Origin of the sequence: Halanaerobium salsuginis (assembly GCF_900114545.1) — a bacterium.
GTDB lineage: Bacteria > Bacillota > Halanaerobiia > Halanaerobiales > Halanaerobiaceae > Halanaerobium > Halanaerobium salsuginis.
Window position 1 is genome coordinate 23,217 of record NZ_FOTI01000029.1, and the last position, 13,827, is coordinate 37,043.

A 13,827-nucleotide genomic window follows, 5' to 3' on the forward strand; every position below is an offset into this window, starting at 1 on the left:
CAAAAAGAAACTAATTTGTTTATAATAATATTAGTTTCTAGTCGAAACTATTTTATTGAAAGCTAACTAGCTTGATCTTGGTATGAATAAATTGACTACTCTGCTGCTTAAATATAGACTTTTAAAAGGAGGAATTTATGACTGCAATTTTTTTATATGGCTTAGTCTTGGTTTTATTTATTATCTCAACTTTTAAAGATCCTCATAAAAGTAAGCAGGCACTTAAAATTAGCTTACAGACTTTGATTAAACAAATGAGTCGGGTCATCCCGATGATGTTTTTAGTTGGTATTATACTGGCAGTTTTAAATCCGGCTGTAATTAGCCTGATGATCGGTAAGCAATCTGGTTTCTTAGGAATTTTACTAGCCTTAGTTACTGGTGCAGTTGCTCACTTGCCCAGTTTTGTTGCTTTCCCGTTTGGAGCTAGTCTCCTGGCTCAGGGAGCTGGTTATGCCCAGATTGCTGCTTTTGTCAGCAGTTTAATGGCGGTAGGAGTTGTTTCACTTGGTATGGAAATTGACTATTTTGGTAAAAAAGTAGCTTTACTGAGAAATTTATCTGCTGTAATAGTTTCACTTGTTTTCGCCTTAATTATTGAGGGGATGGTTTAAAATGTCAAAATCAAAACTTAAATCTATCCTGAAAGCTTATAAATGGGCTTTTATTTTGCCATTTATTCTGGTATTAATTTATCTTTTTAATCATGAAATGGGGACAACTGCCGCTAAAGCAACAGCAAAAAATTTCCGATCGATGCTAACTGTACTGCCACCAATCTTAATGCTAATCGGACTGCTGGATGTCTGGGTACCAAGAACAACTATGATTAAATACCTGGGCCATGGTTCTGGAATAAAGGGGATTTTAATTGCTCTTTTTCTCGGTTCTCTTTCAGCAGGCCCACTTTTTGCTGCTTTCCCAGTTGCTGCAATTCTACTTAAAAAGGGAGCTCGTCCGGCTTATGTAATTTTCTTTTTAGGTACCTGGTCAAGTTCTAAATTACCAATCTTAATTTACGAATTAGCTTCTTTTGGAAAAATGTTTACTTTAATTCATGTAATATCTAATCTAATTCTTTTTCTGGCCAGCTCATTTCTAATTGAAAAATTACTTTCCCATTCAGAAATTCAGCAGTTAGCGGCTGTTGAGAACAGCTAAGTTGTCTTAATTTATAATTAAATTTCTCACTAAAATATGTTACTATATTAAGCTAAAGCAGGCTGCCTCATTCTAAAGCAGCCTGCTCAATTAGACTATTTAATTTTAATATTATTAAACTAATTCCAAATTCTGATCTTCTCCCTGTCTGCGTTTTTTAGCAAATTCAGCTGTCGCTGTAAAGAGTACATCAGTAGATGAATTTAAGGCAGTCTCACAAGAATCCTGAATTACTCCAATAATAAATCCTACCCCTACAACCTGCATCGCAACTGCATTTGGAATGCCAAACAGACTGGCTGCAAGCGGAATTAAAAGGATTGATCCACCAGCAACTCCTGAAGTACCACAGGCACTAATAGCTGCAATTATACTCAAGATGACTGCTGTATATATATCAACAGTTATTCCTAAGGTATGAGCTGCCGCCAGAGTCATCACAGTGATAGTAACTGCTGCTCCTGACATATTAATAGTTGCACCAAGTGGTATTGAGACAGAATAAGTATCTTTATTCAGCTCTAATTCTTCACACAAATTCATATTTATGGGAATATTTGCAGCAGAACTTCTGGTAAAAAATGCAGTGATTCCACTTTTCTTTAAGCATTTGAAAACCAGTGGATAAGGGTTTTTTCTTACACTTAAAAATACAATTAAAGGATTAGTAACAAAAGCTACAAAAGCCATACAGCCCAGTAATAACAAGACTAACTTACCATAATTTTGTAAAGCACTCAATCCATTTGCAACAATCGCATTAAAAACTAAACCCATAACTCCTAAAGGAGCAAAGTTAATAACCCATTTTACCAATTTAGTTAAAGCATCTGAAAAATTAGCAATCAAATTTTTAGTTGTTTCTTTACTATTTTTTAAAGCTACTCCTAATAAGATGGCCCAGGATAAAATACCTATGTAATTAGCTGTAGAAAGAGCCTCAATTGGATTATCTACTATATTTAATAATAAGTTCTTTAGTACTTCAACCAATCCCTGGGGTGGTTTTATATTGCTAACACTATCACCAAGAGTTACTGTTACAGGAAAAAGAAAACTTCCCGCCACTGCAACTAAGCCAGAGATTACTGTACCGACAAGATATAAAATAATAATAGATTTCATATTAGTTTCCTGACCGCTTTTATGTTGAGCTATAGCTGACATAACTAAGAAAAAAACTAACAGAGGAGCAATGGCTCGCAGAGCTCCCACAAATAATGAACCAAAGATAGTCACAAATCTTGTTTGCTCAGGTATTAATACAGCTAATAAGATGCCAATTATTAAACCAATAATAATTCTTTGAACTAGACTTATTTTATTCCACTTTTTTAATAACCCACTTAAAAAATCCATAAATTATATCCCCCTAATTGTTTTATAAAAGTACTTTTCTTAAACTAACTTCCTCAATTAAATTAAGATTCTTTAACTGCCAGAGCAGCTATTTCCAGCTGAACATTTCTGGGTAAACGAGCTACTTCTACACAGATACGTGCTGGTTGCTTTGCAGTAAAATATTCAGCATAAACTCTATTAACTAACTCAAATTGATCTAAATCTGTGAGAAAGATTTCTGTTTTAACTACATCTTTTAACTGGTAACCAGCTTTTTCTAGTATAGCTATTAGATTGTCTAACACCTGTTTAGTCTGAACAATCATATCTGAGCTAACTAATTGACCTGTAGCTGGATTTATTGGTATCTGACCTGAAATAAAAAGCATTCCGTTTACATCGACTGCCTGAGAGTAGGGTCCAATAGCAGCAGGTGCCTGTTTTGAATTAATAATATTTTTTGCCATTATATTCACCTTGTCCTTGCTAAAATTATAGTATCTATCCGCTTAATATAGTTTATTGATTTTAAAATTATCTAGTCAGCAGCTTTTATTTCTTTTAAATAATTATAGATTGTATATTTGGATACTTTTAAATCTTCAGCAACAATATCAACTGATTTGGTAATCGTAAAAGCACCCCGCTGTTCTAGATATTCAATTATTTTTAGTTTATCTTCTTTAGTTAGAAAGGGAATTGGCTTATCTACCTGTGCTTTGGCCTGTTCAATTAAATTTGTGAGTACTTCATCCACATTTTTAGCAAAATTTTCTGACTGACTGGAGCTATTATTTGTTTCCTTTTTGGTCAGAGCAGTAAAATTACCTAAAATATTTTTTGCCATTAATAATTCAGTAATATCATAATTTACACAAAGACAGCCTACTACTTGCTGCTGATCATCCCGGATAAAAATCGTTGATGATTTAAAAATCCTACCATCAGCTGTTTCAATCCGATAATTGAGTAAATCAGCTGGATCAGAATTATGTTTAATTGTTCTTAAAACTAAATCAGTAACTGGAGCTCCCAGATCTCGATCGGTCAATTCTCCGGCAATAAAAATTACTGAACTCTCTGGTTCTTTTAAATTATGAATGATTATTTCTGATTTTTCGCCCAGTATTTGATGCAAACTCTTAGCTATTCCTTTAATATTTTCCAGGGCAGGATCTACTTTTCTACTCTCTGCTTCTAAAACTCTCATCCTACTCATTCCTTTCTGTTTTTAAAGAATTTTGCCTTAATTGACTTTTAATTTTACAGCCAGTTGGAGTTGTTGCCAGACCTCCCAGTGAAGTTTCTTTTAATTCACAGGGAAGAGCATCTCCTACTTTTTTCATCGCAACTATTACTTCATCAGCCGGGATTAAACTCTCTACACCAGCCAGGGCCAGCTCTGCTGAAGTTAGAGCATTACTGGTTCCAATTGCATTCCGTTTTATACAGGGTACTTCAACCAATCCAGCTACTGGATCACAAACTAACCCTAGAATATTTTTAAGAGCAATTGCTGCTGCCGAAGTTATTGCTTTATTATCGCCCCCTAACAAATAAGAAATAGCTGCTGCTGCCATACTTGAAGCTGAACCACATTCTGCCTGACAGCCTCCTGCTGCTCCAGAAACAGAAGCCTGCTGAGCAATAATTACACCAAAACCAGCAGCAACGAAGAGAGCATCAACAATTTCAGTCTGAGTACAATTGTTATGATCAGCTATTGTTAGCAGAGAGCCCGGCAAAATACCACATGATCCTGCAGTTGGAGCAGCTACTATCTTACCCATAGCAGCATTTACTTCTGAAACAGCCAGTGTATTAGCCAGAGCACGAGAAAATAAGTCTCCAACTACTGTCTTGCCGGCCAGACGTGCCTTTTCAATCCGGCGGGCATCTCCTCCTGTTAATCCACTCATCGAGCTAATATCTTCCTGCAAACCCTTTTTAATAGCAGCTCGCATAACTTCCAGACTGCTGATCATTTTAGCTCTAACCTGGGCTTCAGTTTGTTCTGCCAACTCCATTTCTCTCCTAATAACTATCTGGGCTAGAGAAACTTCATTTTTTTCAGCTAATTCAATTAATTCTGCAACTGTCTTAAAATTATACATATTACTATCTCCTTATGCTATCGGATTGACTAATTTAATGGTTTCAATATCTGGAATAGCCGTCAGCAGTTCAATTACTTGTTCAGAAGCTGGTTGATCTAAATTGATAATTGCTGTCGCCAGATGACCTTTGTGCTCTCTTAAAACTTCCATTTCAGCAATATTTAAATTATATTGCTGAAGAACTTCGGATATTCTAGCTATTATACCCGGCTGATCATGGTGCAGAGTAATTAAGGTATAATACTCTCCTTTAAGTTTAACTTTAATCCCATTTAATTCTGTTACAATAATATTACCTCCCCCCACTGAGGATGCAATTAGAACTGTTTTTTTCTCATCTTGAGCAAAAAGTTCTAATTTGAGAGTATTGGGATGAACATCACTTAAATCAATGGGAAAAAAGCTGAACTCTATTCCAGCCTGTCTGGCCAGAGCAAAGGAATTTCTAATCTTGCTATTAGCTGTTGTTAAACCAAGCAATCCACCAATAATAGCTTTATCAGTACCATGGCCTTGATATGTTTCTTTAAATGAACCGTGAAAATAGATATTAGCCTTTTTAATTTTAGTTCCAACTATCTCTCGCACCAGATTTCCAATTCGAACTGCACCTGCTGTATGCGAACTAGATGGTCCAATCATAATTGGTCCCAGAATATCAAAAGCACTTAAATTACTCATTAAAATTCATCACCTTTACTAATCACTTCAGGAGTGATTTAATAGTTAACTAAAAATCTACAACAAATCATTGGTTATTATTTAAAATAATTATTTAATTATTACAAAATTATTGTAAATTATTTTTAAACAATTGTCAACCAAATTTTCAAAAAATTTTTTAAATAATAAAATTTTATTTTAAATATAGCTGAATTTTACTGAAAAAATTAAAAACTGTCTGCACATTAAAATTGGCAGACAGTTATCGTTTAATAATTTATTTAGCTATGTAACAACGTCTAATTGATCTCTCCAGCCACTCAACATAAGCCTGTTCTCGCAAAATAGCACTTTCTAAAACTAAAAAGTCACCAAACTCTTTGCTGCCAAACTCAGGATCCCTATCCTGTTCGTCCATTTTAGCTTCCAACATTGCCAGTTTATCCTGGCGTTGTTTGAGCTGACTATTTAAAAGCTCAATTAAACGTTCTCGTTTAATATTACTGGCAAAATACATTCTGAGTCGAAATTTGTCTTTAGCAGTTGGTACCATTTCTTCGTCAGTATTTAACCAGTCAATTAAGTCTTTTTCGCCAGCTGGTTTCAGATTATAGACTTTTTTTTCCATTGTTTCGCCGGCTATTTCGATTTCATATTCAATCAAGCCTTCTTCCAATAATCTTTTCAATTCAGGATAAATCTGGCTATGTCTTGCCCGCCAGAAATTTCCTAGCTCTGCTTTAAATTCTTTTGCAATATCATAACCTGTCCTGGGTTTTCTTTTTAAAAGGCCCAGTATAGCATATTTTAATGTTCGCATTTTCTGCCAATCCTCCTATTTATAAATATGCAGCAACTAACTGCTGCAAAATAGCTGCCAGAAATAAGCAATTTATATTATTATATCATTTAATTAACAAAGTAACAGTTTTTTAAGCAAAAATTTAGTTTAATTATTTTTTAATCATGTAAACATTGACATGTTTTTAGCTGCATGATATATTTATAACAGAGATTGTGATTTTATATACTATTAATTTTTTAGTTAAGAAAGGAGTTAACATGCTTAAATACAAGAATTTATTTACCCCTACTAAAATTGGGTCTGTTGAATTAAAGAACCGTTTTGCTCTTGCTCCTATGGGACCACTGGGACTTGGAGATGCCGATGGTGGCTTTAACCAACGCGGAATTGATTATTACACCGAGAGAGCTAAGGGAGGTACTGGTTTAATTATTACCGGTGTTACTTTTGTTGAAAATGAAATTGAAGGGCATGGCATGCCCAGCTGCCCCTGTTCTACATATAATCCAGTTCATTTTATCAGAACTGCCAAAGAAATGACCGAAAGGATTCATGCTTATCAATCTAAAGTATTCTTACAACTTTCGGGAGGTTTTGGCAGAGTAACTATCCCGACTAATTTAGGAGAATATCCACCAGTTGCTCCTTCACCAATCCAGCACAGATGGCTTGATAAAACTTGTCGTGAGCTAACTGTTGCAGAAATAAAAACTATTATCAAAAAATTTGGTGATGGTGCTGCCAATGCTAAGCGAGCAGGATTTGATGGGATTCAGATTCATGCTGTTCATGAAGGTTATTTAATTGATCAATTTGCAATTTCGCTTTTCAATCACCGTACTGATGAATATGGTGGATCACTGGAGAATAGACTTCGTTTTGCCAGAGAAATTGTCGAAGAAATTAAAGATCGCTGTGGAGAAGACTTTCCAGTTACACTTCGCTATAGCCCTAAAAGTTTTATTAAGGGCCTAAGAGATGGTGCTCTACCTGGAGAAGAATTTACGGAAAAAGGTCGTGACATTGAAGAAGGTATAGCTGCAGCCAAAATGTTAGTTGATTATGGCTATGATGCTCTTGATGTTGATGTCGGTTCTTATGATTCCTGGTGGTGGAGTCATCCACCAATGTATCAGGCTAAAGGACTTTATAAACCTTTTGCTAAGTTAATGAAAGAAAATGTTGATGTCCCAATTATTTGTGCAGGTAGAATGGACAACCCTGATTTAGCTGCTCAAGCTATTGAAGATGGTAGCTGTGACATTATTAGTTTGGGACGACCTTTACTGGCTGATCCCGACTATGCAAACAAACTCCGCCAGGGCAGAACTCAAGACATTCGCCCCTGTATTTCCTGTCAAGAAGGTTGTATGGGAAGAATTCAGGAGTATGCTATTTTAAACTGTGCAGTTAATCCCCAAGCTTGTCGGGAAAGAGTCACTGCCTACAACCCAATTTTAAATAAAAAGAAAGTTCTTATTATTGGTGGTGGTGTAGCTGGCTGTGAAGCTGCTCGAGTACTTGCTCTCCGAGGTCATCAAGTTAAATTACTCGAAAAATCAAATCAGCTGGGAGGTAATCTAATTCCTGGTGGTGCACCTGATTTTAAAGAAGATGATCTTTTATTAGCTGACTGGTATGCTAATCAACTAAATAAATTAGACGTTGAGGTTGCTTATCATACAGAAGCTGATCGCGAAACAGTTCTCAAAGCTGAAGCAGATACAGTAATTGTTGCCACTGGTTCCAATCCAAGGACTATTTCGCTAGGCAATAATGAAAATGTTTATACAGCTGCTCAGGTTTTAAATAAAGAAGTAGATCCTGGTCAAAAAACAGTTGTTGTTGGTGGTGGCTTAGTTGGCTGTGAAACAGCTCTCTGGCTGGCTCAAAACGATAAAGAAGTTGCAATTGTAGAAGTAATGGATGAGCTGCTAAAAAATAATGGACCGCTCTGTCATGCTAATAGCGAAATGCTAGAAAATTTAATTCCTTATCATGGTATAGAAGTTATTACAGGTGCTGCTGCTGAAAAGTATCAAGCTGGTAGCCTGAAGCTGAAAGTTGGTAGTGAAGAGCAAGAAATAAATTGTGATAGTGTTATTCTTGCCGTTGGCTATCAAGAAGACAATCAGCTTTATGAAGAACTTAAATTTGATGTTCCAGATATTCATTTACTGGGTGATGCTAAAGAAGTTGCTAATATAATGTATGCTATCTGGGATGCTTTTGAAGTTGCTAATCATATTTAATTTCTGCATTCAATAATAATTACAAAATAAAAAAACATCTTGTATTTAGTAAAAACCGGAGTTAAAGTCTTTAACTCCGGTTTTTTATATCCAATTTAAGATAATCAGAACTTTAAAAATCATAATTCAGCCAATTCATTCTCTAATTTTTTAATCTCAACAGGGTCAACTGCTTTTTCTAATCTAGCAACTAATTCTGCTCTTTTCATCCGCTTTAATTCAGTTTCAAAATTCGGACCAGCTGAAGCTTCAATCTCTTGCTGATCTAAATACTGCTGATAATTACCTGAAAAAATTTCTAATCCTGTCTGATCTAACTGCCAGATTTTATTTACCTGATTTTTAGCAAAATAGCGGTCATGTGTTACAGTCAAAAAAGCTCCATCATACTCAGCTAAAGCTGTTTCAATACGCTGACGAGACTCAATATCAAGATGATTTAAGGGCTCATCAAGCAGTAGAAAATTAGCCTGACTGAGTAATAAGATTGTAAAAGCCACTCTAACCCGTTCGCCAATACTCAAAACAGAAATTTTTTTAAATACATCTTCACCCCAAAAAAAGCATTGCTCCCAAAAAGGTTCTAATTTTTTCTTCTGTTAAATTTGGTAGATGCCTTTTTACTTCTGTCAGAATTGAATTTCTTTGCTCAAGATTTGCTAACTTTTGAGAGAAGTAAGCAATTTCAAGTTGAGAGTTTTTAAAAATTTCACCTTTAGTTGGAGTAATTTCACCTTTAATTATTTTTAAAAGTAATGACTTACCAGCTCCATTTTTACCTAACAAAGCAATTTTGTCTGTAGCCTGAATTTGAAAATTTAATTTACTAAAAATTTGCTGTTCTGCAAAACTTTTAGCAATATTCTTACCCTGAATAATAATCTGATCTGGTAAGTTTACAGCAGAAAAATCTATTCCAATTTTTCTGGATTGGTCTGGTTTTTTCTGCTCTGTTAATTGTTCTAATTGGGTCTGGAGAGCTTTTTGTTTCTTAGCTAAATTTGCTGCTCTTTTCTTATCTCTTACCTTTAAGAGTCTAGCAAAAGAGTCAGTTTTTTTACGGCCTTTATCTGCTTGATTAACAAATTTATTTTGCTGCCTAATTGATTTTTTTAATTTCTGTTTTCTCTTTTGATATTTTTGATATTCTCTTTGTCGCTGTTTTCTAGCTTGTTCTTTTTGCTGCTGATAGCTACTGTAGTTACCGGCATAAACTTTCATTTTCTTATTTTTAAGCTCCCAGATTTGATCAACTACCTGATCTAAAAAATAGCGATCATGTGAAACAAGTAGTAGTGATCCCTTAAATTGATGATTTAAATAATCTGCTAACCAATCTCTCCCTGCCAGGTCAAGATGATTGGTTGGTTCATCTAACAATAAAAGTTCCGGTTCACTAATTAATATTTTAATTAGCTGTAATTTAGTCTGTTCTCCTCCACTGCAATTTACTATTTGCTGATCAAGTAGTTTAGTTGCAAAACCAAATTTGTTCATTAATTCCATAATAGTTGCATAATCATAACTTTCTGCAGTTAAAAACTCCTCCACAGTCTTTTTAGACTCATAATGATAGAACTGGGGTAAATAACCAGCAGAACAATTTAATTCAAAATTGCCCTGATCAGGCTCTAGTCGACCGATTATTGTTTTTAGCAAAGTCGATTTGCCGCATCCATTACTTCCCACTAGACCAATTCTTTGCTCAGGATAAACAGCAGCTGATAAATCTTGAAAAATTTGCTTTTTACCTAGCCATTTGTTTAATTTATTCAATTCTAATAACATAAAAATCTCTCCTCTTTAAAGCCATATTCTTCCAACAACCAGCTGGTTAGAATACCTTTAAAAAGCAGAGATTTAATAACAAATCCACAGCTATTTGTAAATATATGGTAATAAATATTTAGAATACTCTAACCAAGTCTGGCAAACTTTTAAATTACTATCTGGTTAAAGTATTAATAATCATCGTTTTAAGTTAAATTTCACCCTTTCTTTAAAATCAACTTAATTTTAACACAATTAGCTATATAAAACAACTTTCAAATAACTAGATACTGCCAGTAAGCTACATCAAGCCATTGCTCAAATTTATAGCCAACTTCTTTGAAAACCGCAATCTTTTGAAAACCTAATTTTTTATGAAGAGCAGCACTTGCCTGATTTGGTAAAGTTACTACACTAATAACAGAATGAATTTTCTGTTCTCTTAATAAATTTATAACATGTTTAGCTAGAATGGTTCCTACTCCCTGACCTTTCTGGTCTGGTTGAAGATAAATAGTTAATTCGGCGTTATAACGATAAGCAGTTCTGCTTTTCCAGCTTGAAGCATAGGCATATCCAATAACTTGACCTTCTTGTTCGTAAACAAACCAGGGATATCTAGCAGTTATTTTTTCGATTCTAGACAGCATTTCCGCTGCATCTATACTCTGTTCTTCAAAAGTAATAGTAGTATTTTTAATATAATAATTATAAATATCAGCAATTATTGCTGCATCTGCTTTGCGCACTGCTCTAATCATCTAATCGACTCCTATTCCTAACTGCTCATAGCTGCTCGATATTTACCAGGTGTAATTCCATATACTTCTTTAAATCGACGATTCATATGGCTCTGATCAGAAAAGCCAACCTTTAAAGCTAATTCAGCCAGAGAATTAACCTCTAAAATCTCATTTTTTACCATTTCGATCCGCTGTTGATTTAAATAATTATGTGGAGAAAGTCCAGTTACCTGCTTAAAAATTCGGGAAAAATAATAGGGAGATAGGTTGACCTTACCAGCTATATCTGCTAGAGAAATATTTTGAGCAGCATTTTCAATTATATATTGGCAGGCCTGATCAACTAAAATATTATCCGGCCTAATCTGAACTGCTTTTTGTGAAAAAACACCATATTTTAACATTAAATTACTAACTGCCTGATAAAATTTTGTTTCAATTTCACAGCTATCATTCGAAAAGCTAATTGAATTAAATAAACTTAGCAAATTTAATGCTAGTGGATAATCATATTGAACTGTATCAGGAAAATGAAAATAACTCAATTTATCTCCACAAATCTGACTGGCTAGTTCCTGCATTTTAGCCTGACTAATATAAATCATCTGATATTCTAGCCCAGTTTTCAATTCTGAATAGCCATCATGAACTTCTTCTGGATTAAAAGTAATAATTCCATATTTAGAAACTTTATAAAGAGAATTTTCACAGTGAAAACTCTGAATGCCTCTTCTCGTAACAGCTATCCCATACTCTCGATGACTATGACTTTTATAAGCAAAATCGTACATTTCAGCTTTTAAAAGTGAAGTCCCCTTTAATGCTTCTACTTCAGAAAAAGCAAAGTTTTTGTTCGGCTTTTTTGGCATTAAAATCACTCCTGACCTACTAAGACTACTCTAATTAAGACTACTCAGGTTTAATTAAGTTATTCAATACTGATTAATGCCCACTAAAACTAAATAAACGTGATCTCGGATAATTGAAAAAGCTATCCAAAATAACAAAACTGCCATCAGTTTATTATAAATATTGAAAAAAAGTTTATTTTTAATCAGTTTACTTAAAAATTTACCCAGGACTGCATAAGTGAAGGGAGCAAAAAAAGCAAGACCCGCTAGCAGAAACGAAAATATGATAATTCTAAAGCCAGTTATATTACTGGCTGGAAAATGAATTGTTGCTATCGGCAGAGTAGCCAAAATCCCTTTAGGATTTAGGCTCTGCATAATAAAAGCATCGTTAAAACTAAGCCCGACAGTTTTATCACTAGATGTAAGATCTGGATCTGGTACAGAACGCCAGAGCTTAATTGCCAGATAAATAATATAAACTGAGCCAAAGAAACTAAAATAAATTAAATACTCTTTTTTTACTATTCTTTCTCCTGTAAAACCAAGCACAATAAAATACATGAATAAAGAAACAGCAATTCCACTAAAAAAGCCAAGTGACTGTCTAATTCTATTCTGAAGACCAATGTTAATTCCCAGTAAATTAACTGGTCCAGGAGAATACATAATTCCTAATCCATATAAAAACATTGCTAACATAAGTTTTTGCCTCCTTAAGATTATAATCTAGCAGTTAAACTTATTTTTATTATATTAGATTAGAATTTTTTTTATTGGACAAAATTGCTCTTTATTTATCGAAAGAGAGTAAATTGTAGTTAAACCTTATTTTTTAGCTTTACCTGTTACATGCTGAAGTTCAATTTTAATAACCCGGGCAGCAGAACCACTTTCTGCTATGTACTCTATTCCCTCTTCAACATAGTCAGGAGAATATTTTTTTATTATTTCTAATAAAGCAACTTCTTTTTCATCTGCAGGAGCTTCAACTGCTTTGCCAAATAAAATGACACTTTCGTACTTAGTTGTAAATTTTGCCTGTAAAACCTCTGTTTTGGCTACAACTGTAAAGGATACTTTATTATTATCTGCTATATTATCTAATTTATGACCTTTAGTTGCACTATGGAAGTAAATTGCTTTATTGAAAAAAACATAACTTAAAGGTACCCCATAAGGATAACCGTCCGGGCTGATAGTTGTTAAAATACCATATTCACCATTCGCCAGAATTTCTTCCACTTCCTGGCTGGTTAATTTTCTATCTTTTCTTCTCATTTCTCTAAACAATTTTATCACCTCTAATTTATTTAAATATACAGTATTATAATATTTATATTTTGATTATAACATTGGTTATTTTGAAAAGAAAGCATAAAACTATGATTAAATAATCTTTTTAATTATAAATATAGCAATAACTGTTCCTGCTTGACTGTAAATATTTATTATTATAAAATTATTATTATAAAAATAAATAGTGATGGAAATCATCTTTAACTATTGCTAGCTAGACAGTAATTAACGGCTTTTATCCGTAATTAAAGCGGATAGTTTTTTTATTTTTAGCCGATAAATATCTACTACTTACTACAAAGAGAGGAATAATTTTATGTTTAAATTAATTTTTATTGGTTGTGGTGGCTTTCTGGGAGCAATTAGCCGCTATCTTATCTCTAAATGGGTTGAAACCAGCTTTGAAAGCATTCTACCCTTTGGCACGCTTGCTGTCAATGTTCTGGGGTCTTTTTTGTTGGGTTTTTTAATGACTTTTTTCCTGACTAAAGCTCCGGTTTATCCTGAATTAAGAACAGCTATTACAACAGGCTTTCTTGGTGCTTTGACCACTTTTTCAACATTTGGTTATGAAACTGTTATGCTGCTGGAAGATAAAAATATCTTTTTTGCCAGCTTAAATGTTCTATCCAATCTAATCATCGGCTTATTATTTATTACAGCAGGTATTATGCTGGCCCGGGCCATCAGCTAAAAGCTTAATTAAACTAAAAATAATAATCTTAGTTTAATAATTAAGCGAATTTCATAAAAATAAGCCTTGATATAACAAAGATTTTAATGATATAAAAAGGGCTTCACCCCATCTTGTCGAATTTAATAGTA

The 13,827-nt window shown here is 33.9% G+C and carries 16 protein-coding genes; 4 read left to right on the forward strand and 12 right to left on the reverse strand.

What is annotated here, in order from left to right; all coding sequences use genetic code 11:
• The first annotated feature begins 137 nt into the window (after nt 1-137).
• A complete protein-coding gene (locus tag BMZ74_RS09555; RefSeq protein WP_089862022.1) occupies nt 138-614 on the forward strand; it encodes a permease in 477 nt (158 codons plus the stop codon).
• A gap of 1 nt (nt 615) precedes the next feature.
• The gene (locus BMZ74_RS09560; protein WP_089862023.1) at nt 616-1,161 is read left to right on the forward strand and encodes a permease; all 546 of its coding nucleotides are present in this window, start codon (nt 616-618) and stop codon (nt 1,159-1,161) included.
• A 114-nt stretch (nt 1,162-1,275) separates the two neighbouring features.
• On the opposite strand, the gene sstT is transcribed toward BMZ74_RS09560, so the two are convergent.
• The 6 genes from sstT to BMZ74_RS09590 form a co-directional block, all read right to left on the reverse strand.
• A complete protein-coding gene (gene sstT / locus BMZ74_RS09565) occupies nt 1,276-2,520 on the reverse strand; it encodes a serine/threonine transporter SstT (RefSeq protein ID WP_089862024.1) in 1,245 nt (414 codons plus the stop codon).
• A gap of 62 nt (nt 2,521-2,582) precedes the next feature.
• On the reverse strand, nt 2,583-2,969 hold the full coding sequence (locus BMZ74_RS09570) for a RidA family protein (protein ID WP_089862025.1): 387 nt from the start codon (nt 2,967-2,969) through the stop codon (nt 2,583-2,585).
• A gap of 71 nt (nt 2,970-3,040) precedes the next feature.
• Nucleotides 3,041-3,712, reverse strand: coding sequence for a helix-turn-helix transcriptional regulator (locus tag BMZ74_RS09575; RefSeq protein ID WP_089862026.1), 672 nt, complete (start codon nt 3,710-3,712; stop codon nt 3,041-3,043).
• Nucleotide 3,713: 1 nt separating this feature from the next.
• A complete protein-coding gene (gene sdaAA, locus BMZ74_RS09580; protein ID WP_089862027.1) occupies nt 3,714-4,616 on the reverse strand; it encodes an L-serine ammonia-lyase, iron-sulfur-dependent, subunit alpha in 903 nt (300 codons plus the stop codon).
• Between the two features lie 12 nt (nt 4,617-4,628).
• Complete coding sequence (gene sdaAB / locus BMZ74_RS09585) at nt 4,629-5,300, reverse strand: L-serine ammonia-lyase, iron-sulfur-dependent subunit beta (RefSeq protein ID WP_089862028.1); 672 nt, start codon at nt 5,298-5,300, stop codon at nt 4,629-4,631.
• Nucleotides 5,301-5,559: 259 nt separating this feature from the next.
• On the reverse strand, nt 5,560-6,102 hold the full coding sequence (locus BMZ74_RS09590) for a PadR family transcriptional regulator (protein ID WP_089862029.1): 543 nt from the start codon (nt 6,100-6,102) through the stop codon (nt 5,560-5,562).
• A gap of 242 nt (nt 6,103-6,344) precedes the next feature.
• Here BMZ74_RS09590 and BMZ74_RS09595 point away from each other — a divergent pair, with 242 nt between their 5' ends.
• Nucleotides 6,345-8,339, forward strand: coding sequence for an FAD-dependent oxidoreductase (locus tag BMZ74_RS09595; protein ID WP_089862030.1), 1,995 nt, complete (start codon nt 6,345-6,347; stop codon nt 8,337-8,339).
• A gap of 119 nt (nt 8,340-8,458) precedes the next feature.
• On the opposite strand, the gene BMZ74_RS09600 is transcribed toward BMZ74_RS09595, so the two are convergent.
• The 6 genes from BMZ74_RS09600 to BMZ74_RS09625 form a co-directional block, all read right to left on the reverse strand.
• On the reverse strand, nt 8,459-8,863 hold the full coding sequence (locus BMZ74_RS09600) for an ATP-binding cassette domain-containing protein (RefSeq protein WP_089862031.1): 405 nt from the start codon (nt 8,861-8,863) through the stop codon (nt 8,459-8,461).
• Between the two features lie 25 nt (nt 8,864-8,888).
• The gene (locus BMZ74_RS09605; protein WP_089862032.1) at nt 8,889-10,127 is read right to left on the reverse strand and encodes an ABC-F family ATP-binding cassette domain-containing protein; all 1,239 of its coding nucleotides are present in this window, start codon (nt 10,125-10,127) and stop codon (nt 8,889-8,891) included.
• A gap of 257 nt (nt 10,128-10,384) precedes the next feature.
• The gene (locus tag BMZ74_RS09610) at nt 10,385-10,870 is read right to left on the reverse strand and encodes a GNAT family N-acetyltransferase (RefSeq protein ID WP_089862033.1); all 486 of its coding nucleotides are present in this window, start codon (nt 10,868-10,870) and stop codon (nt 10,385-10,387) included.
• A gap of 17 nt (nt 10,871-10,887) precedes the next feature.
• Nucleotides 10,888-11,721 carry an AraC family transcriptional regulator gene (locus tag BMZ74_RS09615; protein ID WP_089862034.1) on the reverse strand — a complete coding sequence of 278 codons (834 nt, stop codon included), beginning with the start codon at nt 11,719-11,721 and terminating at the stop codon, nt 10,888-10,890.
• A gap of 63 nt (nt 11,722-11,784) precedes the next feature.
• Complete coding sequence (locus BMZ74_RS09620; protein ID WP_089862035.1) at nt 11,785-12,405, reverse strand: LysE family translocator; 621 nt, start codon at nt 12,403-12,405, stop codon at nt 11,785-11,787.
• A gap of 126 nt (nt 12,406-12,531) precedes the next feature.
• Nucleotides 12,532-12,996 carry a pyridoxamine 5'-phosphate oxidase family protein gene (locus tag BMZ74_RS09625; RefSeq protein WP_089862036.1) on the reverse strand — a complete coding sequence of 155 codons (465 nt, stop codon included), beginning with the start codon at nt 12,994-12,996 and terminating at the stop codon, nt 12,532-12,534.
• 322 nt (nt 12,997-13,318) lie between these two features.
• On the opposite strand from BMZ74_RS09625, the gene crcB reads away from it, so the two are divergent.
• Nucleotides 13,319-13,696, forward strand: a complete 378-nt coding sequence (crcB, locus tag BMZ74_RS09630) for a fluoride efflux transporter CrcB (protein WP_089862037.1) — start codon at nt 13,319-13,321, stop codon at nt 13,694-13,696.
• The last annotated feature ends 131 nt before the right edge of the window (nt 13,697-13,827 follow it).